Raw genomic sequence first — 21,806 nt, 5'->3', positions numbered from 1 at the left:
TTGATACGACCGAAATAACGCAGCAGGCTTTGTGGCAAAGCGCCATTATGCTGGGCGATATCCGCCATCGGCGCTTTGAGCCCAAGTCTCATCATTTTCATTATCCGCTCTATATGATGTGGGTCGACCTCGCTCACCCAGAGCAACTGGACGGCGTTCATCCTCTACTGGGCACAGGCAGAGCTAAGTTACTGCGCTTTAAGCAAAGTGATTATGTGCCATTGCAAGAAGGGGACGTAGCCACTCGGGCAATTAAACAACTGCATACGCTAGATAGCAGTATCGAGGTTGAAACCGTGTTTTTGCTTGGACAGTTGCGTTGTTTTGGGGTGTATTTTTCGCCAGCCAATTTCTATTTTTTTCAACGGCGTGGCGCCAGTGGATTTACCCATATGATGGCAGAGGTCAGCAATACGCCCTGGAACGAGCGCCATTATTATTTAGTTGATCTACGGACTAAAGTGAACTTTAAGAAACGCTTTCACGTATCTCCTTTTATGAATCTGGATATGCATTATCACTGGGTGGTTAAAGTGCTACCCAAATCCTTGCTTATCCATATTGAGAACAAGCGCCAGGAAACCCTGTTGTTCGATGCCACCCTGCGCCTGCAACGCCGAACCTTGGAAAAACAGGCGGTGAGTGATCTGCTCAAGCGATTTCCCGCGATGAGCCTGAGCATAGTCAAAGGGATTTACTGGCAAGCAGTTAAACTATTTTTGAAACGTGTGCCTTTTTACGCTCACCCTGGGAAAGAATGATGGATAGAGTTACCGAGGTAAAAATAAATTCAAATGTAAGCTGGAAAACCAAATTGGCCAAGCGTTTGGTGTTTGCCGCGTTCAATACGCTGGAACACGGCTGTATTGAGATTCATGAGCGTGGCGAGCCGGTGCATGCTTTTGGTGATAAGTCAGCGCAGCCTAAAGTTGTGGTCAAGGTTGTTGACGCCAAGATGTATCAGGCGTTCGCATTTTCCGGCAGCATAGGCGCGGCGGAGTCCTACATTGAAGGTCACTGGGAATGTGACAATCTCACCAAACTCATTGAAATATTTGTATTAAACCAGGCACAGCTGGACGCTTTTGAGCGTCGCTTTTCGCTGCTGAGCGGACTTGCGTATCGCCTTAAACATTTGCGTAACCGTAACTCCAGTGCCGGCTCAAAACGTAATATCGTCGCCCATTACGATTTAGGCAACGAGTTGTACGAGTCCTTTTTAAGTAATGAAATGCTGTACTCCTGTGCGGTTTATCCGCACAAGGAAGCGAGCCTGGAGCAGGCACAACAACATAAACTCAAGCTCATTTGCGAGCGTGCGCAGCTCAAAGATGGCGACACAGTCATAGAGATTGGTACCGGATGGGGCGCCTTTGCCATTTATGCCGCGAGTCATTATGACGTGCATGTTACCACTACTACCATCTCCGAAGAGCAGCACGATTATGTGGCGAATAAGATTAAAACCCTGGGCCTTGAAGACAAGATCACCTTGCTGAAACAGGACTACCGTTTACTCGATGGGCAGTACGACAAGCTGGTGTCCATCGAGATGATCGAAGCCGTGGGTCATCAATACCTCGGTGGTTTCTTCGCTAAATGTAACAGCCTGCTTAAGCCCGAGGGTGCCATGCTGCTTCAAGCCATCACCATTAAGGATCAGCGGTATCATACTTACGTCAAGCAGACCGACTTTATCCAGCAGTATATTTTCCCCGGTGGTTGCCTGGTCAGCATTGATGAGATGAGTCGCCATTTGCGCCAAGGCACCGAGTTGGTGATGCATGAACTGCACGATATTGGTTTGCATTATGCTCGCACCCTGGCCGATTGGCGTGAGCGCTTCGATAAAGCCTGGCCACAACTGCAGGGGGCAAAATTTAATGCCCAATTTTACCGTCTCTGGCACTACTACCTGGGCTATTGTGAAGGCGCATTTCGGCAACGGGCCATCAGCACTGTGCACCTAGTTGCGCGCAAGCAAGGGTTTAAAACCAATGACGCGGCGCTGGCTTTGCATTACTAACTTTTTATTGTTTCAAACTTGCTGGTGGGCTGCTTTTTATGCCCAGCAGCGGGCGCTGCCGGTTATGGTACTGTGTCTGCTTATCATGTTGTGGCTGTCATCAGAACGTCGCCGCGACTTCTATTTATGCATCACCCTGGTGCTGGCCTTTGTATGTGAGGCACTGGCCCAGCGGTTTGGGCTGCTGCAATTTGCCGACGCCACAGTTCCGGTCTGGCTTTTGTTACTGTGGCTGGCACTGATCCTTACCATCAATCATTCTTTGGCCTTTATTAAGCGCCTGCCTTGGTGGCAATGCTTGCTGCTTTGCTGGCTCTGTGCCCCGTCCAGTTATATTACCGCCGCGCACTTTGAGATCTTTGCTTTAGGAGTGTCCTGGTGGCAGTTCTATCTTCTTTATGGTGGCCTCTGGGCCGTTACTTTTACCCTTATGATAGTGATCAATCGGCACCTTAAACACGTAGTGACACATACGAGTTGATAAGGAGCACCGTTATGAATGCTTGGAAAAGTGCAATCCTGTTTGTGGCCTTTGTGCTCGCGCTTCCGGCCACGGCGACCACAGATAAGTGGCAGGGTGTGGGTGAGGGCGTAATGCGCTACCTGTTTTGGGATATCTACCACGCCGAGCTGGCGACAAATACCGGTGATTATCGCCAGGGGCAGCACCCCATGCGTTTATCACTGACCTATTTGCGAGATATCGAAGGTGACGAGATCACCAAAGCCACCTTTGACCAATGGCGTAAGCTCGATAGACCCGAGTATGTGCGGACCTACAAAGCGCTACTCAAAGGCTTATGGCCTGATGTTTGCTCGGGCGATACGCTAAGCTTTGTGACCGATGCCAACGGCCAGGGAACCTTTTACTTCAATGGTGAGTTATTGCAGCGGGTTGACGACCCAGCGTTTAGTGAGGCTTTCACCGCTATTTGGTTATCGCCAAAAACCACAGAGCCGGCGCTTAGGGCGCAACTGTTAGGAGGTCGCCCATGAGACATTTATTGATGGTGCCGCTGCTCATGCTGCTTTTGTCATGCAGCGTTAGCGTAGAGGATTATGAAGGCATAGAGCCGCAATTCGACTTTAAGCGCTTTTTTAACGGCGAGTTGGTGGCCTATGGCATAGTCCAGGACTACAGCGGTATGGTCACCCGGCGTTTCAAAGTCGATATGCAGGGCTCATGGGAAGGCAATAAGGGCATTCTTGATGAGCAGTTTTATTACTTGGGTGGAGAGCAAGATGGAGAACAAAGCACCCGGGTCTGGTATCTGGAACTGGGCGAAAACGGAAAGGTCTTTGGCCGCGCCGATGATGTGGTGGGACAGGCCGAAGGGAAAGTGGTCGGTAATGCCTTGCACTGGCAATATAGTTTGCGTATCCCCTATGGCGATGACACCATCACGGTAGCCCTTGATGACTGGATGTTTCTTGTCACCGAAACAAGGTTGATCAACCGTACCGCAATTGATAAGTTTGGAGTCGAAGTTGGCGAAATCACGCTAGTTATCGAAAAACGTTAACAAATAGCCCATTTTTATGAAGTTTTTTCTCAAAAATGTGTGGTTTGCAGTTGCCAAGTCAATAAAAATACTTAAATATAGGTCTTGCTAAGGCAAAAAAAATAACGAATAGGAATCAAACAATGAACAAAGCTCAATTAGTCGAAAAAATCGCCAACGATGCTGAAATCTCAAAAGCAGCGGCGAGCCGTGCGCTAGATGCATTCACTGGTGCAGTAACTGACTCTTTGAAAGACGGTAACTCTGTTGCGCTAGTTGGTTTCGGTACTTTCACTGTAAAAGAGCGTGCAGCTCGTACAGGCCGCAACCCGCAAACAGGCGCGGAAATCCAAATCGCGGCTGCGAACATTCCTAGCTTCAAGCCAGGTAAAGGTCTAAAAGATTCAGTTAATTCTTAATAGTAAAGAATACTGTTGAAAAAGGGCGCTAACGCCCTTTTTTTATGCCTGTTTTTTGGCAAAACAGCTCTTTCTGTGAGCTGTTACAAAAGCTCAAACTCGAGGGCTGCTGAGAGCGAATTGCTGACGATCACTATACTTCTGAGTTTTATTTATATTTTTTCAAAGCAGTCATTAAGCTAACTCACTTCTGTCCAAAACAAGCTAGAAAATTTTGCTCAAAGGGCTAACAACACCGTTTGCGCCTTGCTGTAAAACATGAGTATAAATCTGAGTGGTTTTAACGTCTGAATGACCTAACTGAGCTTGCACAGTTCTTATATCCGCCCCACTTTGTAACAAGTGTGTCGCAAAAGAATGGCGAAAGGTATGAGGCGTTATAAGCTTAGTAATATTGGTCTGCTTAAGCGCCTTTTTTACCGCCTTTCTAACACAAGTATGATGAAAATGATGACGCCGTACCTCGCCTGTCTCAGGGTCTGCACTTAATTTAAATGAAGGAAACAAATACTGCCAAGCAAGTGATTTATTGGCGCTAGGATATTTACGAGCTAACGCATTTGGCATCCAAACACCAGCATATTGTTCATTTTGTAGATCTAACTTTAAATACTCTTCCACCTGCATAATTTGATTCCTAAGTAATGGGATCAGCTCTGTAGCTAGTGTAACAATTCGATGCTTGTTGCCTTTTCCATTCCATACCTGAATACATTTATAGTCAAAGTCAATGTCCTTTGCCCTAAGTTGCACAGCTTCCATAACCCGCAAACCACTGCCGTACATTAACCCTGCGATGAGGTAATATCTTTTGGATAAATGACTCATCAGTTGTTTTACTTCATCTGGTGTCATCACCACAGGCAATTTGGACTGTTTTTTAGACCGAACAAAGTCCAAATTTAACGAAAGTTCATTCTTAATGATGTGTTTGTATAGAAAGACTAATGCATTCAATGCTGTTGCTTGAGTCCGGGGTGATACATTTCCTTGGAGTACTATATGATCCAAATAATTAGTCACCTCGCTATCTCCCATTGAGGCCGGGTGACGCTTACCATGAAAATGAATATAAGAACTTATCCATTTTAAATAGGTTTCAACAGTTCTAAGCGAATAATGCCGACTTAACATGTAATCAGCAATGGAGTTCAAAAACGGTGAACGTGTTTTCATAAAATCGCCCTCAAATACTGTAAATATATACAGTTATAGTGGAGTTTCCCCCATATTCAAGAAAATGCGCAAATTGCGCACTTTTATCTTGCTCAAAAAATTAACAACATAAATTTCTGATAACGCTGGCAACTAGTTATCAACTTTGTTAAAACTAACTCATTCAGAAAAGTGCGCGATTGCAAATCAGAAATATGCGCGATTTGCGCACTATTAAATTGTTAGCCATATAAAAAGTATCGATACACTCAATACATCAATTTATTTATAAACTATTAATAATTATTAAAGGAATAAAATGTCATTAGCTCTAGGTAAGGTCGATAAATATTTTTGTGATAAGGGCTTTGGTTTTGTTAAACCTGTGCTCATGAGTAATGAAAGTGTTGATTCTATCTTTTTTCATATTTCGGTGATTAAAAACAAATCATTTGCGAATAAATTGAAGTCCGATGATCTTGAGGAGTCATACTACTTTTGGTTTAATTTTAGACGAGGCCCAAAAGGGTTTGAGGTTACGAATACTATTAGAGAAAGTGATATTGTAAATGAAACAAGTGATTCTACAGAACTCACCTCTAAAATAGAGTTATACTGGCTTGATATCACTAATAGTATGCCTGATTGGGTTAAATTAGCATCAACCTCATTAGGCTTGGATGTTGAATATTTAAACCTACAGCGAAATATAAAGAAAGAAGAAATAAAAAAACTCAAAATCATTGAAGAACAGAATGAATTTAAAAAGCTGAGCACGGTTCCAAAAGAGGAATATGAAAGCTTGGAAACTGTCTGTTCTGAGTTGCGCAGTGAACTTAGAGTCATTAAAAATAAACTAGCTGACGTTACGTATGAATACAAACAAGCTAAAGATAAATGGGAGTGTGCACTTGATGACCCATCTATTTTTGAGTTTGAGTTATTAGTTAAAGAAATAGAGGGCCTTGATGTTAAATTGACTAAATCCCATGAGGTTTCACGTTATATTGTTGATAACCGCTTAGGCGATAAATATCAGAATTTAGCAGGGGTATTAGAAATGGAAAGTGACTCAAGCCAATGGAAGTTTGATGGTGGTATTGATCCAAAATACTATAAAGAACTTTGTCGAAGGTTAGGCTTATCTAACAAAAATACTTTCTCGCGGGTTCGTAAATTTGTTGCATACAAGGATATCTAATAAATATGGCTAACAAGTTGCTCAAATTCGTTCCGGGCGCAAAAAGCGCGCCCTCCACCGGACAGTCTACGCTGCGCTTCGGCTGCCGTTTAGCAAGGCGTTAGGCGGCAAGGACCGTTCAATGATTGTCCGCGAAATATTAGACTTCTTGTATACCTACGTACTCACTGCATGGTACTTCTACGCTGCACTGGTCGTTATAGTTCTAGCCATTGCTGTTCTGACGAGGCGTACTAAGCCGTCAATTGCGTCAAGCATTCCCGTTCTCGGAGATCATGTTAGTACTGTTCCATTCTTTATTGCAGATATCTGGCAAGGCCTCGCAAAAGGCCATGGCTTAGTGGCCCTGCATCAAGAAGCTATCAGACTTGAGGTCCAAATCGTTGACTCATTAACCGGACTAATAAAATTTAGGCATCAGATTGTGGAAGTTCCAATCAGAGATGTCGCATCGATTGCCATTAGATCCTACTTGTTTGGAACCTACACACTGCTTTGGTTGCAGGGAACGAGGATGGATACTTTCCAAAGCTTTCCAAGGTTGCGTGGCGGGCGATGCAGACTGCGAATCGCGCGTCGCGACCGACAGAACTGCGCAGCCTTCGTAGAGCACTTCGCAACCGTCAAGGCGTCTGGGCAAGTGGTGGCTGCCGCCTAACAAGTCGGCTTAACTCGAGCGTTATATTTGCAATCAGAATCGAGGATAAGTTTTGAATCAAAGGGAATTGAATGATGCATTAATTCAAGCTGCTGACTGTGACTTCGAATCAGCTAAAAAATTGCTTGAAGCTGGAGCAAATCCAAATGGAATGCCCTTGATTATGGCAATCCAGTGTGGGGCAGAAGACATTGTTTCCCTATTCATAAAAGCTGGTGTTGATTTGAATTCTAGTTATTCGGATACAACTCCTCTAATCAGAGCTGTCACCGCTGGCTATCCAAATATAGTAAAGTTGCTTGTTGTTAATGGAGCTAAACCTAATTTAAAAGATAACAATGGAAAAACAGCGAAACAAAGGCTAGCTGAATGCTCCATACCTCGTTTAAATGAACAAAACAAAAAATTAATTGCTGAGTACCTCAATAGTGCAAAGCAAATATAACAAGGCCATAATGGCAATTGGACGCAAAAGCTTGGCTTGCGCTCCATATGGCGGTGTTATATGCCTAAGGAAATCGATGAGTAATCAGGAAGACATTTGCGCCAAATTCAATGCGGAATATTCGCCGTGTAATGGTACTGATAAATTAGGCATTGCCCTTGAAACTATTGGCAAACTTCCTGTAAACGGTTTTAGGCAAGTAGCGGAAAATGGAACCTGTGGTTGGTATATTTGGTGCGGTGAAGAATGGAGCGATGATCCAGACTTTTTCAAACCATTACACGTAAGTCATATTAATAATTACCTTTCTCACATAGAACCTTATTTGGCATTGCCTTCAGGGTATAGGTTTCTAATTGCTGACGGTTACGAGGATGTGTGGCAAGATTTGGAGTTAATCGGCATATAATAAGCCACTGAAGCGGGACTCGTAACAGTTGGCTCTTTTTCGCTTCGCTCACAGTATGGCACGCATCACGTCACACCTTAACCCGGCGTTAAATGTATTGCCCATGTTTTGACTCAAACGTAAGCCGCAACCAATAGTAAGAACAGATGATTTTGATCTGAAATATGATCAAAAGTCAGGTCAATTGGAACTCATTTATAAAAACATTGAGTTCTATTTCCCTGGGTCTGAAGTCGTTCTTCCTAAAGCCAAAGATCTTGATGTCTATTTATCATGGATAGATAAACATCAAGAGCATATCGACAATGAAGTTCAGGAAATGACTTGTGGTTGGGATGATGCCTTTGTAGTTCCCTCAAAAAGTCATGTTGCTTGCATAACGGTTGAGTCACAGCAAAGTATTGCAGTAATGATTCTTGGTGACGAAATTTTGGGTGACTTGGGCTACGACATTTGGTTTGAAAACGAGCATATAGTTAATGAAGGTTTTGCAGACTAAAACATTGACCTTCCCCTGAAACTCTAGACAGCTAGCAAGGCAATTAGCGGTGGGGCGTTACTACCGTCCGAAAATGACACAGAGCTGACCTTAAAAACAGCCCCCTAGCACAGTTTAAGTATGAAACTTTATATCTCCTCGACATTGGCCATAGAAAGCGGTACAGAACGTACCGCTTCGATTTTTACTTACCCTTTTAGTGCCTTATCGCCGCGGCCTAAGCCGATGGCGCCGGAGCGCACCATTTCGATGATATCGGTTTCATGGCGCAGGGTGTCGAGGAAGGACTCCAGCTTTTCCGTGCTTGCAGCCAGTTGTAATGAATAACTGATGCGGCCCATATCTAGGATGGCGCCACCAAAAACATCCACAACCCGGGTCACCGCGGCGCGGGTTTTTTCGTCCTGGGCTATCACCTTGACCAAAAGCAGCTCGCGCTCGATATGACTTTGCTCGGTTAAGTCTATCACCTTAAGCACATCGACCAGTTTATTCACCTGTTTAAGGATCTGCTCCAGCATCCGATCGCCCCCTTGCGTGGTGATGGTGATGCGTGAGAGCGAGGGATCGTCCGTGGTGCCTACCGCCAGACTGTCGATATTATAGGCGCGTTGGGAAAACAGGCCGACGATGCGCGATAAGGAGCCGGGTTCGTTTTCTAGTAAGATGGAAAGTATACGACGCATTATGCTTTTACTCCTTTTTTCAGCCACATATCATCAACGGCACCGAGTTTAATCTGCATTGGGTAAACATGTTCAAGCTCATCGACGCGCACATCGAGAAACACCAGGCGATCAGTAATGCTCATCATTTTTGCGATGGCGGCATCGAGTTCATCGGGGTGATCGACGCGAATACCTACATGGCCATAGCTTTCGGCAAGCTTGACGAAATCCGGTAAGGACTCCATATAAGAAGACGAGTGGCGGCCGCTATAGAGCATGTCTTGCCACTGCCTGACCATGCCTAAGGAGCGGTTGTTTAAGGAGACGATTTTCACCGCCAGATTATATTGCAAGCAGGTGGACAGCTCCTGGATATTCATTTGAATAGAACCATCGCCAGTTACGCAAATTGATTCCTGGTCGCGAAATGCAAGCTTCACGCCCATGGCCGCCGGTAAGCCAAAGCCCATGGTGCCCAAACCGCCTGAGTTGATCCATTGACGCGGCTTTTTAAAGGGGTAGTACTGGGCGGCAAACATCTGGTGTTGGCCCACATCAGAGCTGATATAGGCATCACCATTGGTGGCCTGGTAGAGCTTTTCGATCACGGTTTGCGGTTTAATTTTTTCTTCACCCGGGCTGTAGCTCAAACACTTTTGCTCGCGCCAGCGATTGATTTGTCGCCACCAGTCTTCCTGGGCATGGCGGTCAATGCTTTGCCCCGACTTGGCTATGGCGCTCAAAAGCTGCGGCAACACCATGTCTAGACTGCCGACCACGGGAATATGGGCACTGATGGTTTTGGAAATAGAGGTAGGGTCGACATCCACATGCACTATGGTGGCGTTAGGGCAAAACTTTTGCACATTATTGGTAACACGATCATCAAATCGGGCGCCCAGGGCCAGAATCACATCGGCATTGGCCATGGCCTTATTGGCTTCTAAGGTGCCGTGCATGCCCAGCATGCCGATAAAGTTCGGGTGCTCGCCGCTTAGTGCGCCAAGGCCCATCAGGGTGTTGGTGCAAGGGGCGTTAAGGGTTTCTACCAGCTCGGTTAGTTGTTCGCTGGTGTTGGAGAGGATCACCCCGCCACCTGAGTAAATCACCAGTCTTTGTGCCGTTAGCAAAGCCTCGACTGCTTTCTTAATTTGTTTTGGGTGTCCTTTTTTACTGGGGTTATAGGTGCGAATGGCTACTTCTTTGGGTATTACAAAGTCAAACTTGGTCGCCGGGTTAAGTATATCCTTGGGGAGCTCGACTACGACTGGGCCGGGGCGGCCGCTGCTGGCAATATAAAAGGCCTTGGCAAGCAGGGTGGGGATCTCCTCGGCGCTGCGGCAGTTAAAGCTGTGTTTCACTATGGGGCGAGAGCAACCAACAATATCGGTTTCTTGGAAGGCATCATCGCCAATAAGATTAGTGGGTACCTGGCCTGAGATCACCACCATGGGGATGGAGTCCATATAAGCGGTGGCGATACCGGTAACACAGTTGGTGGCACCTGGGCCCGAGGTGGCCAGTACCACGCCTACCTTACCCGTGGCGCGGGCATAGCCATCGGCCATATGGGTGGCTGCCTGTTCATGGCGTACCAAAATATGCTCAATATCGTTTTGCTCGAATAACGCATCGTAAAGATCCAGCACCGAGCCGCCGGGGTAACCAAAAATATAGTTAACATCCAACTCCTTCAGCGCCCTGACAACCAGCTCACCGCCGTTGTATTGTTGTTTACTCATCCTCATTCCTCAAAAAAAAACCCCCGCGTAATGGCAGGGGTTGTTTAGCCTAATCGTTGGCTCGCGCCTACCCCGCAGTCTGGTTAAAGACCACCACGAGTAGAACCACGAGAACCAACATAAATGACATAGTATTACCTAGATATAAATTAAAGGTGACCTAGGGTCTGTTGACCTTTGTTGTTTGTTTCTGCAGCAGTTTGTAGTGAATTTATACAAGGCGGCACATGTGTGGTGTAGTTATTCTACATGAACATGTAACAACACAGTAGAAATGCGCTACAAACGCTGCCCTGCGGGTTCATCTAAACGCATCCTGCTCTGTGTTACTCGCTATGAACATAGAATGACTATGCATCATAACGAGCGTCGTGATCAGAATGCGTTTAGATTGAACATAAAGTAAACCGCAAAGATAAACAGACCCTAGTTATTGTTAGTTTTTTGGACAACTTATGTCAACCCTGAGGTATGGGTTTTTGGATAAAATATTCTTATAGTGAATATTAATTTGTCTTTTGGGGTTATTTCTTGCTTTTTGTGCCGATTTTGGAACAAAAAAAGCCAGCTGATGCTGGCTTAGATATTTTATGTTGAATGCCGGGTTAGAGGCGTTCGATCACGGCAGCTGTGAAGTCTGTGGTGCCATGCTCGCCACCTAGGTCGCGCGTGGTACGGTCACCTGATTTGATCACATCGGCCACGGCCGCACGAATGCGCTCTGCCGTGTCACCCATTTCAAGGTATTCAAGCATTTGAATAGATGCGAGGATCACAGATGTTGGGTTGGCCAGGTTTTTACCGGCGATATCCGGCGCACTGCCGTGAACTGCTTCGAAAATAGCGGCATTTTCACCGATATTGGCACCCGGTGCCATACCCAAACCACCGACTAGACCGGCACATAGATCAGAGAGGATGTCGCCAAACAGGTTGGTTGTTACTATTACGTCGAACTCTTCCGGGTTCATAACCAGCTTCATACAGGCGGCATCTACTATCATCTCAGCCGACTCGATATCCGGGTAACGCGCCGCCACTTCGCGGGCGACCTTTAAAAACAGGCCAGACGTTGATTTAAGGATGTTAGCCTTGTGTACCGCGGTTACTTTTTTACGGCCTTCACGAATAGCAAGCTCATAGGCGAAAGTAATTATTTTCTCGGCACCTTCGCGGGTGATTTTTGACATGGCTTCTGCTTCGTTACCATCGTCTGAAACTACCTGACCAAGACCTGAGTACATGCCCTGAGTGTTTTCACGTACCGTGATGATATCGATATCATCGTAACGGGCTTTGGTGCCGGCAAATGATTTAACCGGGCGCACATTGGCATACAGGTTAAACTGCTTACGCAGGGTGACGTTAATGGAGGTAAAACCTTCACCAACCGGGGTGGTCAATGGGCCTTTTAGGGTGATCTTGTTGCGTTCAATGGCTTCGAGTGTCTCTGGCGGTAATAGCTCACCGGTTTTTTCTAATGCGGCCAGACCAGCGTCCACAAATTCGTAGTCAAAGTCACAACCGGCGGCGTTTAGAATTTCCAGAGCTGAATCAATAATGCTGGGACCTATGCCATCGCCTTTGATGACAGTAATGGTTTGCTTAGCCATTTAACAATTTCCTTAAAACTGATAGAGTCCGACACCCATAGCATAGTCGCACAAAGCTGTTGTGGGTAATTAGAAGCTGATGAGGGTGGCGGAAATTTACGTGAGAATTCAGGGCGATTTATAGCAGTTAAGCCCCTAATTTTCCAGCATATGGCATTTATATATATGTTATTTCCATTATAAATAAGATGAATTGTACTGGGTGCTACGGCCACTTTTCAGTTATTTTAATTGCTAGTTATAGGCGCTCAGCTTGCATTGCTGCTGTTTAGGATTGTAAGTCGACCTTGTCATAAGCCAGCTCGGCCTGTTGTCCCCAAACAAGTAGCTTTTTGTTTTTAAATAATAGCCCAGTGCACTCGTCTTTGGTGGTAATGCCATCGGCTTTAACATGCTGGGTGCGATAAAACACTATTTGGTAGATATCCTCGCCGCGGCGCTTTACAAAGGTAAGATCTGGGGTGCCCAAGGTGGCTAGCACTTCTTCGATATGCATAGGCGAGGTGGAGTCGAGCTTAGCGATAAAACGCTTGTTATAGGCTTCGCGGTCTTGCCACACCATGGAGCCGGGGTCGTCCTTATACAGGCTCATCACCAAGGTGGCTATTGCCGCATAGACGCCGATACCGAGAATTATGTATTTTAAGACCTTGGTCCACATCAGTTTGTTACCTTTTGAGCCGAACAGCTGTGCTCAGTATACCTAGTTCATTTTGGCAATGCTAAATTTGCGATGTATGTAGCGTAATTTGTGGCGCATCCGCGCTTAGACGTAATTGCTTTAAGGATATACCCAAATCTATGTCGGTACGCAGTGAAACCAGGGCCAAAGCGCGTACATAGTCTGGCAAATGCCGAGCTAAAAGCTGCTGAACCTTACCATCGGGCTCAGTGTTTAGGGCATCGGCGACGCTGGGATATTGGCTTAGCAGTGCCTGCGCCGACTTAGCACCTATGCCGCTGACTCCGGGAATATCATTGGTTTTATCGCCCACTAGGGCGAAATACTGCCACAGTCGCGCGGCATCAATACCGTATTTTTGTTGCACCTCGGCGGCGTTGCGCTCAGCCTGGGTAAAGTAGTCGAACACCATGACCCCCTGTTCAATAAGCGGCAGGTAGCCCTTATCGGTGGACACTATCACCACCTTAATACCTTGTTTGTTGGCCTTGGCGGCCAAGGTAGCGAGGACATCGTCCGCCTCTTCGTTAACGGCGCGCACCACGGCAATTTGCTGGGCATTAATGGCATTGATAAAGCGCGGCAGCTGTTTGCTCAATGCCTCGGGCATGGGTTTACGAGAGGCCTTGTAAGCAGAGAAAAACTCATAGCGCCAACTGCTGTCGCCGTCAAAGGCAGCGAGCGCGTACTGGGGCTTGTGCTGGGCCTTTAGTTTGCCCAATGCTCGCTCCACACGGGTAATGGCCTGCTCTATGGCTTGTTCACTTTGAGCACCGTATTGGCTTTCACATACGGCATATATGCGCCGAATCAGGTTCAGCGCATCGATCAGTAATAATTGCATATGGCGTTAGGGCCTAAGTCTGAATGGTGTAGCAGGGGATATAGGCGGTGCCGGGCAGCTTCATACGACCCTGAGTGACAAAGGCGCTAAGCAGGGCATCCATTTTCCCCATCAGCTCGGGATCGCCACATAGCTCGAACACCCCATGCTGGCCTATGGCGCGAATACCTTCGTCCTTGACGTTACCTGCTACTATGCCGGAGAAGGCGCGGCGCAGATTTGCTGCCAACAGTTGTTTGGGTTGGTCTAGGTGCAAATTCAATGCTGCCATATTGTCATGGTTAGGCACAAAGGGTGCTTGAAACTCGGGGTCGATGCGTAGCGTCCAATTAAAATAATAGGCATCCCCATGCTGGCGGCGATAGTCGCGCACATCCTGCATGCTTTGTTTTATCTTGCGCGCGACAAGAGCAGGGTCGTCGATGATAACCTCGAATTTTTCCAATGCCTCTGGGCCTAAGGTATCGCCGACAAAGGTGACGATTTCATCGAAATAGGCGCGGCTTTCTTTTGGTCCGGTGAGGATCACCGGCAGCTGTTGTTTGTCGTTATCCGGATGCAGCAAGATACCAAGCAAATAAAGCAGCTCTTCGGCGGTACCGGCGCCGCCGGGGAAAATAATAATGGCGTGTGCCACGCGCACAAAGGCCTCAAGGCGCTTTTCGATATCCGGCAGGATCACCAGTTCATTGACGATAGGATTGGGCGGCTCGGCGGCGATAATACTCGGCTCGGTCAGCCCTAAATAGCGGGGCTTGGCGAAACGTTGTTTGGCATGGCCTATGGTGGCGCCCTTCATTGGCCCCTTCATGGCGCCCGGGCCACAACCGGTGCAAATATTCAGGCCACGCAGACCGAGCTGATAACCCACTTCCTTGGTGTAATGGTATTCGACTTCGTTAATGGAATGGCCGCCCCAGCACACCACCATGTTAGGGTCGGTGTTTACTTCTAAGGCGTTGGCATTGCGCAGCATATCAAAGACCATGTGCGTGATGGTTCTGGGATCGGCTTCGTGCATAGTGTGATGTCTTTGACAAATAAACAAAATATCACGAATAACAGAAAAAATATGTTCGTGAATACCGCGAATAATCTCACCGTCGACAAACGCCGTCTGCGGTGGGTTGGCTAATTCTATTTTAATGCCGCGCTCGCGCACTACCAAACTGATATTAAAATCTTTATAGCTGTCATAAATCTCGGCGCTGGAGTCGGTATGACTGCCAACGTTAAGCACCGCCAGCGCACAGTTGCGAAACAACCGATAGCGGTCGGTGGTTGATTGTTCCAGTAAATCTACTTCCAATTGCGAAAGTAAGTTGAGTACCCCGGTTGGGTTGAGCTGTATCTTCATAGCCTACTCCTTTACTTAAACTTGGCTATTGCTTGACCACTAAACGATCGCGGCCGGCGTGTTTGGCTTCGTACAAGGCCTGATCGGCACGGTCGAAAGCACTAAGAGCGGTGTCATTGGCTTTGACCTGAGTGGCACCGATAGAGATGGTGATCTGCACCTGTTTATCTTTAAATTTAAAGGGGATGCTTTTTACGCTGGTACGTAGTTTTTCCAACGGTCGCACTACATTTTCCAAATCGACATTGGGCATCACCAAGACAAATTCTTCACCGCCGTAGCGGGCGATAAAGTCGCTGCTGCGAATGGCTTTTTTCATTGCCGAGGCGAGCACCAGCAAGGTCTTATCGCCGGCGCTATGGCCATAGGTATCATTTATGAGCTTAAAGTGGTCGACATCAATAACTACTAAACACAGGGGAGCGGCATTGAGTTGGCATTGCTTGAACTCCAAATCAAAGCGCTCATCAAAGGCAAGACGATTGGGAAGTTTAGTGAGTCCATCCTGCATATTCATCAGGCGTTGGCGCTCAAGAGAAGCCTCATATTGTTGCACTTGCTGCTCTAGGTCCTGCATTCGCGACTGCATGGATTGCAGGCCCTGATGCAGGGTATCGCGATGCTCGGCTTCGAGCTGCTCTTTATTAAGCAATTGCGCGGTTAAGTTAGCCAGGCGCGATTCCACCGTGTTTTTAAGCTCGGCGATATTGGTAGCCAATTCGGTGTGCTGGCTTAACTGGTTGATATTTTCGTCAATTTGCTGATAAACGGCGGAGATTTTACTATCGAGTTGACGTGATTTATCCACCGTATTGGTGAGCAGTTGTTGTAATTCGCCGAGGCTTTGATTGAGTGCTGCGAGGAAGTGCTGCGCCGATCTGCGCTCGCGACTCAAGCTGGTGATAATAATACGGGTAAGCTCAATACTGGCGCTTAATAACTGCTCGAACTCGGTTGCGGCATTAATGTTGTGCTTGAGGGTACGCATTTGCTCAGCAAACTCGCCTTGGACACTTATCTCAACGCTTAGCTGTGTCAGCTCAGCGGCAAAATGAGCAACTACTTGGGGACAGGCGTCGCCCTGTGCGGTATTACAGGCATTGAGCACTTCGTCATAGATGTAGATCAGACGTGCGAATACCGGAATAAAATCCAGCGGCGTTTGCACATCTTGCAAATGCTTGTTGAGCAAGTCTCTTAGGGTGCGACGCGATTCGCCGGGCAAGCCCTTGCGCTGTTGTAAATTGACTCCGGCCTGGTTAACACAGCTATACAACTGACGTAGCTGTGACTCAAGGTTGGCTTCATGGCGGGCGAGCAGGGTGGTGAGCTCGTTAATAATGGGCCCGAGTTCCTGAAAATTGCCACCTTGGCTTAATTGCTTACGAAAACTGGCCAAGCGATTATCCAGCTCAAGATCAATGCCTTTGCAGACGAGTGATAACTTCGCGATAAATTGCGCAAGTGTCGCGACCTGCTCCTGTCGCGTCACTTCTATGGTCTGTCGTTGCGAAATGGCTGAAAGCAACTTTTTTCTTAAAGTTTCAAGCTGTTCCGACACGCCCTGTTGTCCCTTTTCGTTATTATTATTTCCAGTGTACAACATAATTATTGCAAATACTGATTAAGTATCAGTTTTTTGTCGAAAAATTAAGGAGTAAGGATTTGGTTTGAGTTTGTGTTGGGAGCAAGGTATTCGAATGAATCGCAGAGCTCTGTGGTAGTTGAACGCAAAGTTTTGTGACGATACCTGTGCTTTGTTAGGCTGCGCGCAAACTAACAAAACAACAGGTGTGCAGTGAAAAAAATCCTAGTTGCGGCTATGCTGCTGGTTTCCTCGGCGGCAAAGGCCGCGACCTATTATCAAATTTCCATCGACCAAGGGGCTCATCACCTGGGAGACGTCAGTGTCAGCTTTGCCAAAACTGGGCAAAGTTATATAGATGCCAAGTTCCCGGCCTGGCGCACCGGACGTTATGACATACTCAATCTGGCCAACGGCGTGCGTTATTTCAATGCCGCCGACGCTCAGGGCAATGCGCTGCAATGGCAAAAGATTGATAAAAGCACCTGGCGTATCTTTTTAAACGAGCCCACCGCCGTGACTTTGAATTATCAGGTCTATGCTAATGAATTGGGTTTGCGCGCCCGTCATATCGATGACACCCATGCGTTTATTGATGCCTCTGGCTTTTTTATGTACAGCGAGGCGACGCGCAATGACCCTGTGACTGTACAACTGGAAGTACCTGAGGGCTGGCGCTCGGTTTCGGGAATGAGCAAGGGCAAGAATCAGCATGAGTTTGTCGCAGCCAATTTCGATGTGTTGGTGGACTCGCCGATTGAGACGGGTATTAACGAATTGCATAGCTTCAAGGTTGATAACCGCGACTATGAGCTGGTTATTTGGGGTGAAGGCAATTACGACAGCGCGAAGATGGTGGCGGATCTTAAAACCCTGGTGCAAACCGGTCATGTGGTGTGGGATGACTACCCCTATGAGCGTTATGTGTTTATGGTTCATGCTACATCGGGTGCGCGTGGCGCCACTGAGCATCTTAACTCCACCATAATTCAGCGCCACCGTGATAAGTTTGCCAAGCGTGAAGACTATTTGGGCTTTATTGCCACCGCTGCCCATGAGTTTATCCATACCTGGAATGTTAAAGCCTATCGCCCTGAAGGCATGGTGCCTTATGACTATGTCGCGCCGAATTACACGCGCTTATTATGGTTAGCGGAAGGCTCCACCAGTTATTTGGAAGATCATCTTTTACTACGCTCGGGCTTAATGACCAAGAAAGAGTTTTTTAAAGACTTGGGTAAGCGCATTAACACTCACCTTAAAACGCCGGGGCGTGAGGTGCAAAGCGCTGCCCATACCAGCTTTGATAAGTGGATTAATCAAGGTGGCGATCATGGTCGCAACTACAGCACCAATATTTATTCTGAAGGCTCTTTGCTGTCTATGGCTTTGGACCTTAAGCTGCTGAGTGATTCAAACGGCCAGGTGAGTTACCGCGATGTACACCGCCTGCTCTATAACAGGCATAAATTGCCCAAGGGTTTTAATGAGCAAGACGTGATTGCCATCCTGAACGAGCTGAGCGCTCAGGATTACACCGACTGGTGGGCCGACAATGTGGACGCGCCCATGAATTTAGACTTTGATGCCTTGTTAAATAAAGTCGGCCTTGAGCGCGTTTATCCGGAAGATGCTAAACCGATTGCCTCGCTGGATGTAAATATAAGCACCGACAAGGGTTTGTTGAGGCTTGAGCATGTACGCCGTGGCGGCGCAAGTTGGCAGGCTGGATTGACTGCGGGCGATCTAATTGTTGCCATTGACGGTCGCCGCATAAGTACCGACCTAGCTACCACCTTAAGTGCGTACAGTGCGGGTGATAAGGTGTCGGTCAGCTTCTTCCGTCGCGACCGTTTACAACAAGTGAGCCTTACCCTAGGGCAGGACTATGATAAGGGTGCCAAAGTTCAGCCGGTAAAAGCACCTACGCCGCAGCAACTAGCTTTATTTAAAGCCTGGATGGGCGTTGAATTAGGCGACTAATTACACAGATAATTACGCAGACACCCACCTTAATATTTACCTAGACACCCACCTTAAAGGTTGTTTTAGAGTGGGTGTCTAGGTTATTTCAAATGCAGCTTAGTTGAGGTGTCAACATAGAGCACCGACATCTAGAGTTATTCCTTTAAAACGCACTTAGGCGGTGGTTATTTACCTAGACACCCACCTTAAATGTTGTTTTAGAATGGGTGTCTTAGTTATTTTCTAATACCAAGACTACGTGCTGCCTCAGCAATTTTGTAATTTTGTTCTGTAATTAGACTAACAGCGTCCAGTTTGAATTTTTTTGAATAGCTTTTTCGCGTTTTCATATACACTCCAGTTGAGATAATTATCCCTTAACTGGCTGTGTGAATCTATTGGAGCACGTCATGGTGGTAATCACTGACCTCAGTTAAAGCGCTCCTTATCTTAGGAGTGCTTTTTTTAGTGCTGTTCACCACCCAGGTTTATTAGCGCCATGGCGCTTCCCTATGACGGGCATCAAATGGGCGTTGCGCTAGATTTTACCTCGCTTGGCTGGGGGCGATAATGGTGTAAATAGCAGCCACAGACATAAACAACAATCGAGGTGGCTACCATTAATTCAAGCTGGGCCAAGGATGTCACCCAACCAATTCCTCTTGCTTGCCAGCCAGTGACTGTCATCCAATCCGCGACTTTAAACAGCGCTGTGGCACCTATTACAAGCGGAAAGGTAAAGGCTGCGTAACCTGGGCTAAAGGGCAGGCGAAGGAGCTTAAAAAATGCCAGATACACCACGGATGTCATCAGTACCGCCAAGGTGAGCAACACACCTATCACCAGCGGCGAAGGACTGTGAACCAAGGAAAGATAACCGGCCAGTGACAGACTCGCAGGCGCTGCCAGCACGGCCAGGGTGGGCTTGGCGGCATCGGCAACCTGCTCATTAAAGAGCAAGCGGTAGAGCATAAGCGGCAGCATCAGGGCATACATGGCCATACCAAAAATCAGTAAAGCTTCGGCTATAGGGCGCAGTGTGCCGCCGGGAAAGGTGACGTCAGCAACAATAATGCCGATGGGCGGGATAAACCAGCTTGGCACCATGTGCTCAAGTTGAAAGTCGCTTAAACGGTGGTACGCAAACAGTGCGAAGAACACGCAGTGCAACAGCACGGCCGCTAGCCAGAGTCCTTGAGCGAGTACGGGGGAGAGCGCGCCTAAGGCGTTCGATACCACCATGGTGGCCATAGTAAAGGTGGGTAACACGCTCCCTGTCACCGGATGACGCAAGTCTTCCCGCAAGGTAAGGGGATGAGTGAGAAACTTGGCCAGTACCAGCAGCAATAACGCCGTTGCAATTAAGGCCCCCGAGGCTTGCGCCAGGCCGTTCAAAGCGGCGGCGTTTTCCCAACACCAGCCCAACGAGGCTATTCCCAGGGCTAACCCTGACAAGGGAGTCGGTACCTTGGTTAACCGGGACTGTCGTTTACTTATGGTCATGCTTTCCCCTTTGCGTGTTTATTCCATCGGCGAGTCGCGCGATTTGGGCACTAGTGTAAGGGGAAATGTTGGTTTAATATATTTTAAAATATTGAGCATATCTTTAAGTAAAACTGAATAGAGGCGTCATGAATATTGCATTACGACAATTGCGGGTGTTTGTGGCCGTGGCTCAGGAGCTCAGCATCACCAGCGCCGCCGACAAGCTATGTTTATCTAAGCCGGCGGTGAGCATGGCGCTGAGTGAACTTGAGAAGCAACTGGGACAGCAGCTTTTTGATCGTCACAATAACCGCTTACTGATCAATGAGCAGGGGCGGCGTTTGTTGCCCCTTGCGGATGAATTGCTGGCGCGCAGTCAGGATATTGAGCATTTGTTTAGTCAGCAGGGTGCAGTTACCGGCAAGTTAAACATCGGTGCCAGTGATACCCTAGGCAATCAGGTAGCACCGTTTTTATTGCGAGATTTTCGTGCCACGTCGGGTCATCTCGAGCAGACCTTGTATATCGCCAATACCGCGCAGATATGCCAGAGGTTGTGTGAGTTTGAGCTCGATGTCGGCCTGGTAGAGGGCAGGGTTCACCATGGTGAGCTCCATAGCATTCCCTGGCTGGGCGACGAGATGGTGGTGGCCTGTCATCCGCAGCATCCGCTGGCGCAGTTGTCGGCGCCCACATTCGCGGATCTGGAGCAGCAGCAGTGGTTGTTGCGTGAGCCCGGTTCAGGTACCCGGGAATACTTTCTAAATCACCTTGGCGCCCGGTTAAGTCAGTGGCAACTGGCGTTTGAGCTCAATAGCACCTCGGCCATTATTAACAGCACCGCCGCCGGGCTCGGCATTACCTGTTTGTCACGCCGCGCCTTGAGCCAGGCAGAGCAGTTAAAGCGGGTGAGCATATTGAACTTGCCAATCACACTTACACGGGATTATTGGCTGTTATACCATAAAGAAAAATATCAAAGCCCGTTACTTAAGCAGTTTATGCGCTTTTGTGAGAATTGGTCCGGAGAGTAAAAAATAATTGAGTTGGTAGCGAGCTAATCTGATGCAAGCAAACGGGTGAAATTATAACAACAGGAAACACCATGGATTATTTGCAAATCAATAAGGCCGCCTGGGATAAAAGAACTCAGGTGCATGTAGCGTCTGAATATTACGGTGTTGAGGCTTTTAAAAATGGCCGCTGTTCCCTTAATCCCATTGAACGCAGGTAGGTGATGTGACCGGTAAGTCTCTGCTTCAACTGCAATGTCACTTTGGTCAGGATACCCTGTCCTGAGCACGCCTGGGCGCAAAGTTGACCGGTGTCGATTTATCCTCTAAAGCCATTGCCCAGGCCAACGCCTTGAAGCATGCCTTAGGGCTGGACGCTCAGTTTATCGAAGCGGATATCTATCGCTTTGGTCAGGAAAATACCCAGCAGCACGATCTAGTGTTTACCTCCTACAGCACCATTTGCTGGTTACCAGATTTAACTCTGTGAGCCCAGACCATAGCCGGTGCCCGGTCGTGGTTATCAGAAATTACATAA

22 protein-coding genes and 1 pseudogene are annotated in these 21,806 nt (G+C 47.5%); 13 read left to right on the top strand and 10 right to left on the bottom strand.

The window, feature by feature from the left end; all coding sequences use genetic code 11:
- Nucleotides 1–47 precede the first annotated feature (47 nt).
- The 6 genes from WCN91_RS10440 (at nt 48) to WCN91_RS10415 (ending at nt 3,947) form a co-directional block, all read left to right on the top strand.
- The gene (locus WCN91_RS10440) at nt 48–761 is read left to right on the top strand and encodes a DUF1365 domain-containing protein (protein WP_342678848.1); all 714 of its coding nucleotides are present in this window, start codon (nt 48–50) and stop codon (nt 759–761) included.
- Complete coding sequence (locus tag WCN91_RS10435; RefSeq protein WP_342678793.1) at nt 761–2,026, top strand: class I SAM-dependent methyltransferase; 1,266 nt, start codon at nt 761–763, stop codon at nt 2,024–2,026. Before WCN91_RS10440 ends, WCN91_RS10435 begins: the two co-directional genes overlap by 1 nt.
- Nucleotides 1,998–2,507, top strand: coding sequence for a DUF2878 domain-containing protein (locus tag WCN91_RS10430; RefSeq protein ID WP_342678791.1), 510 nt, complete (start codon nt 1,998–2,000; stop codon nt 2,505–2,507). The genes WCN91_RS10435 and WCN91_RS10430 overlap by 29 nt, the downstream gene beginning before the upstream one ends.
- Nucleotides 2,508–2,521: 14 nt before the next feature.
- Nucleotides 2,522–3,022 (top strand): chalcone isomerase family protein, encoded by a 501-nt coding sequence (locus WCN91_RS10425; RefSeq protein ID WP_342678789.1) that lies wholly within the window; start codon nt 2,522–2,524, stop codon nt 3,020–3,022.
- Nucleotides 3,019–3,549: a DUF3833 domain-containing protein gene (locus WCN91_RS10420; RefSeq protein ID WP_342678787.1), complete on the top strand. Its 531-nt coding sequence runs from the start codon at nt 3,019–3,021 to the stop codon at nt 3,547–3,549. The genes WCN91_RS10425 and WCN91_RS10420 overlap by 4 nt, the downstream gene beginning before the upstream one ends.
- A 122-nt stretch (nt 3,550–3,671) precedes the next feature.
- Nucleotides 3,672–3,947 carry an HU family DNA-binding protein gene (locus WCN91_RS10415; RefSeq protein ID WP_105201414.1) on the top strand — a complete coding sequence of 92 codons (276 nt, stop codon included), beginning with the start codon at nt 3,672–3,674 and terminating at the stop codon, nt 3,945–3,947.
- 204 nt (nt 3,948–4,151) lie between these two features.
- Here WCN91_RS10415 and WCN91_RS10410 read toward each other — a convergent pair whose 3' ends face one another.
- The gene (locus WCN91_RS10410; protein WP_342678784.1) at nt 4,152–5,123 is read right to left on the bottom strand and encodes an integron integrase; all 972 of its coding nucleotides are present in this window, start codon (nt 5,121–5,123) and stop codon (nt 4,152–4,154) included.
- Nucleotides 5,124–5,421: 298 nt separating this feature from the next.
- Between WCN91_RS10410 and WCN91_RS10405 the strand changes: the two genes are divergently transcribed.
- The 4 genes from WCN91_RS10405 (at nt 5,422) to WCN91_RS10390 (ending at nt 8,314) form a co-directional block, all read left to right on the top strand.
- Complete coding sequence (locus WCN91_RS10405) at nt 5,422–6,303, top strand: cold-shock protein (RefSeq protein ID WP_342678782.1); 882 nt, start codon at nt 5,422–5,424, stop codon at nt 6,301–6,303.
- A 710-nt stretch (nt 6,304–7,013) separates the two neighbouring features.
- Nucleotides 7,014–7,406: an ankyrin repeat domain-containing protein gene (locus WCN91_RS10400; protein WP_342678780.1), complete on the top strand. Its 393-nt coding sequence runs from the start codon at nt 7,014–7,016 to the stop codon at nt 7,404–7,406.
- Between the two features lie 76 nt (nt 7,407–7,482).
- The gene (locus WCN91_RS10395) at nt 7,483–7,815 is read left to right on the top strand and encodes an immunity protein Imm33 domain-containing protein (RefSeq protein ID WP_342678777.1); all 333 of its coding nucleotides are present in this window, start codon (nt 7,483–7,485) and stop codon (nt 7,813–7,815) included.
- A 184-nt stretch (nt 7,816–7,999) separates the two neighbouring features.
- On the top strand, nt 8,000–8,314 hold the full coding sequence (locus tag WCN91_RS10390) for a hypothetical protein (protein ID WP_342678775.1): 315 nt from the start codon (nt 8,000–8,002) through the stop codon (nt 8,312–8,314).
- Between the two features lie 188 nt (nt 8,315–8,502).
- On the opposite strand, the gene ilvN is transcribed toward WCN91_RS10390, so the two are convergent.
- From ilvN to WCN91_RS10355, 7 genes are all read right to left on the bottom strand, one after another.
- A complete protein-coding gene (gene ilvN / locus WCN91_RS10385) occupies nt 8,503–9,000 on the bottom strand; it encodes an acetolactate synthase small subunit (RefSeq protein ID WP_342678773.1) in 498 nt (165 codons plus the stop codon).
- Entirely contained in the window at nt 9,000–10,724 is a 1,725-nt protein-coding gene (locus WCN91_RS10380; RefSeq protein ID WP_342678771.1) for an acetolactate synthase 3 large subunit, read from the bottom strand. The genes ilvN and WCN91_RS10380 overlap by 1 nt, the downstream gene beginning before the upstream one ends.
- Nucleotides 10,725–11,329: 605 nt before the next feature.
- The gene (locus WCN91_RS10375) at nt 11,330–12,337 is read right to left on the bottom strand and encodes an isocitrate dehydrogenase (protein ID WP_342678769.1); all 1,008 of its coding nucleotides are present in this window, start codon (nt 12,335–12,337) and stop codon (nt 11,330–11,332) included.
- Nucleotides 12,338–12,605: 268 nt separating this feature from the next.
- Nucleotides 12,606–12,998, bottom strand: coding sequence for a DUF3192 domain-containing protein (locus WCN91_RS10370; protein WP_105201407.1), 393 nt, complete (start codon nt 12,996–12,998; stop codon nt 12,606–12,608).
- Nucleotides 12,999–13,059: 61 nt separating this feature from the next.
- Complete coding sequence (locus WCN91_RS10365) at nt 13,060–13,863, bottom strand: 5'-3' exonuclease H3TH domain-containing protein (protein ID WP_342678766.1); 804 nt, start codon at nt 13,861–13,863, stop codon at nt 13,060–13,062.
- Between the two features lie 13 nt (nt 13,864–13,876).
- Nucleotides 13,877–15,220 carry a nucleotide 5'-monophosphate nucleosidase PpnN gene (gene ppnN / locus WCN91_RS10360; RefSeq protein WP_342678764.1) on the bottom strand — a complete coding sequence of 448 codons (1,344 nt, stop codon included), beginning with the start codon at nt 15,218–15,220 and terminating at the stop codon, nt 13,877–13,879.
- Nucleotides 15,221–15,245: 25 nt separating this feature from the next.
- Nucleotides 15,246–16,826 carry a GGDEF domain-containing protein gene (locus tag WCN91_RS10355; RefSeq protein WP_342678761.1) on the bottom strand — a complete coding sequence of 527 codons (1,581 nt, stop codon included), beginning with the start codon at nt 16,824–16,826 and terminating at the stop codon, nt 15,246–15,248.
- Nucleotides 16,827–17,018: 192 nt separating this feature from the next.
- Here WCN91_RS10355 and WCN91_RS10350 point away from each other — a divergent pair, with 192 nt between their 5' ends.
- A complete protein-coding gene (locus tag WCN91_RS10350; protein WP_342678759.1) occupies nt 17,019–18,788 on the top strand; it encodes a M61 family metallopeptidase in 1,770 nt (589 codons plus the stop codon).
- A gap of 227 nt (nt 18,789–19,015) precedes the next feature.
- On the opposite strand, the pseudogene WCN91_RS10345 reads toward WCN91_RS10350, so the two are convergent.
- Both WCN91_RS10345 and WCN91_RS10340 read right to left on the bottom strand, forming a co-directional pair.
- A pseudogene (locus tag WCN91_RS10345) lies at nt 19,016–19,120 on the bottom strand (transposase); the annotation flags it as partial.
- A gap of 172 nt (nt 19,121–19,292) precedes the next feature.
- A complete protein-coding gene (locus tag WCN91_RS10340; protein WP_342678757.1) occupies nt 19,293–20,273 on the bottom strand; it encodes a TDT family transporter in 981 nt (326 codons plus the stop codon).
- 128 nt (nt 20,274–20,401) lie between these two features.
- Between WCN91_RS10340 and WCN91_RS10335 the strand changes: the two genes are divergently transcribed.
- Together WCN91_RS10335 and WCN91_RS10330 are read left to right on the top strand one after the other, a co-directional pair.
- A complete protein-coding gene (locus tag WCN91_RS10335; RefSeq protein ID WP_342678755.1) occupies nt 20,402–21,289 on the top strand; it encodes a LysR substrate-binding domain-containing protein in 888 nt (295 codons plus the stop codon).
- A 283-nt stretch (nt 21,290–21,572) separates the two neighbouring features.
- The gene (locus tag WCN91_RS10330) at nt 21,573–21,758 is read left to right on the top strand and encodes a class I SAM-dependent methyltransferase (RefSeq protein ID WP_342678753.1); all 186 of its coding nucleotides are present in this window, start codon (nt 21,573–21,575) and stop codon (nt 21,756–21,758) included.
- The last annotated feature ends 48 nt before the right edge of the window (nt 21,759–21,806 follow it).

The sequence above is a fragment of the Pseudoalteromonas qingdaonensis genome (assembly GCF_038739665.1).
Classification (GTDB): Bacteria; Pseudomonadota; Gammaproteobacteria; order Enterobacterales; family Alteromonadaceae; genus Pseudoalteromonas; species Pseudoalteromonas qingdaonensis.
The sequence above is the reverse complement of the archived record's forward strand: the minus strand, read 5'-3'. Positions and strand labels throughout refer to the sequence as shown.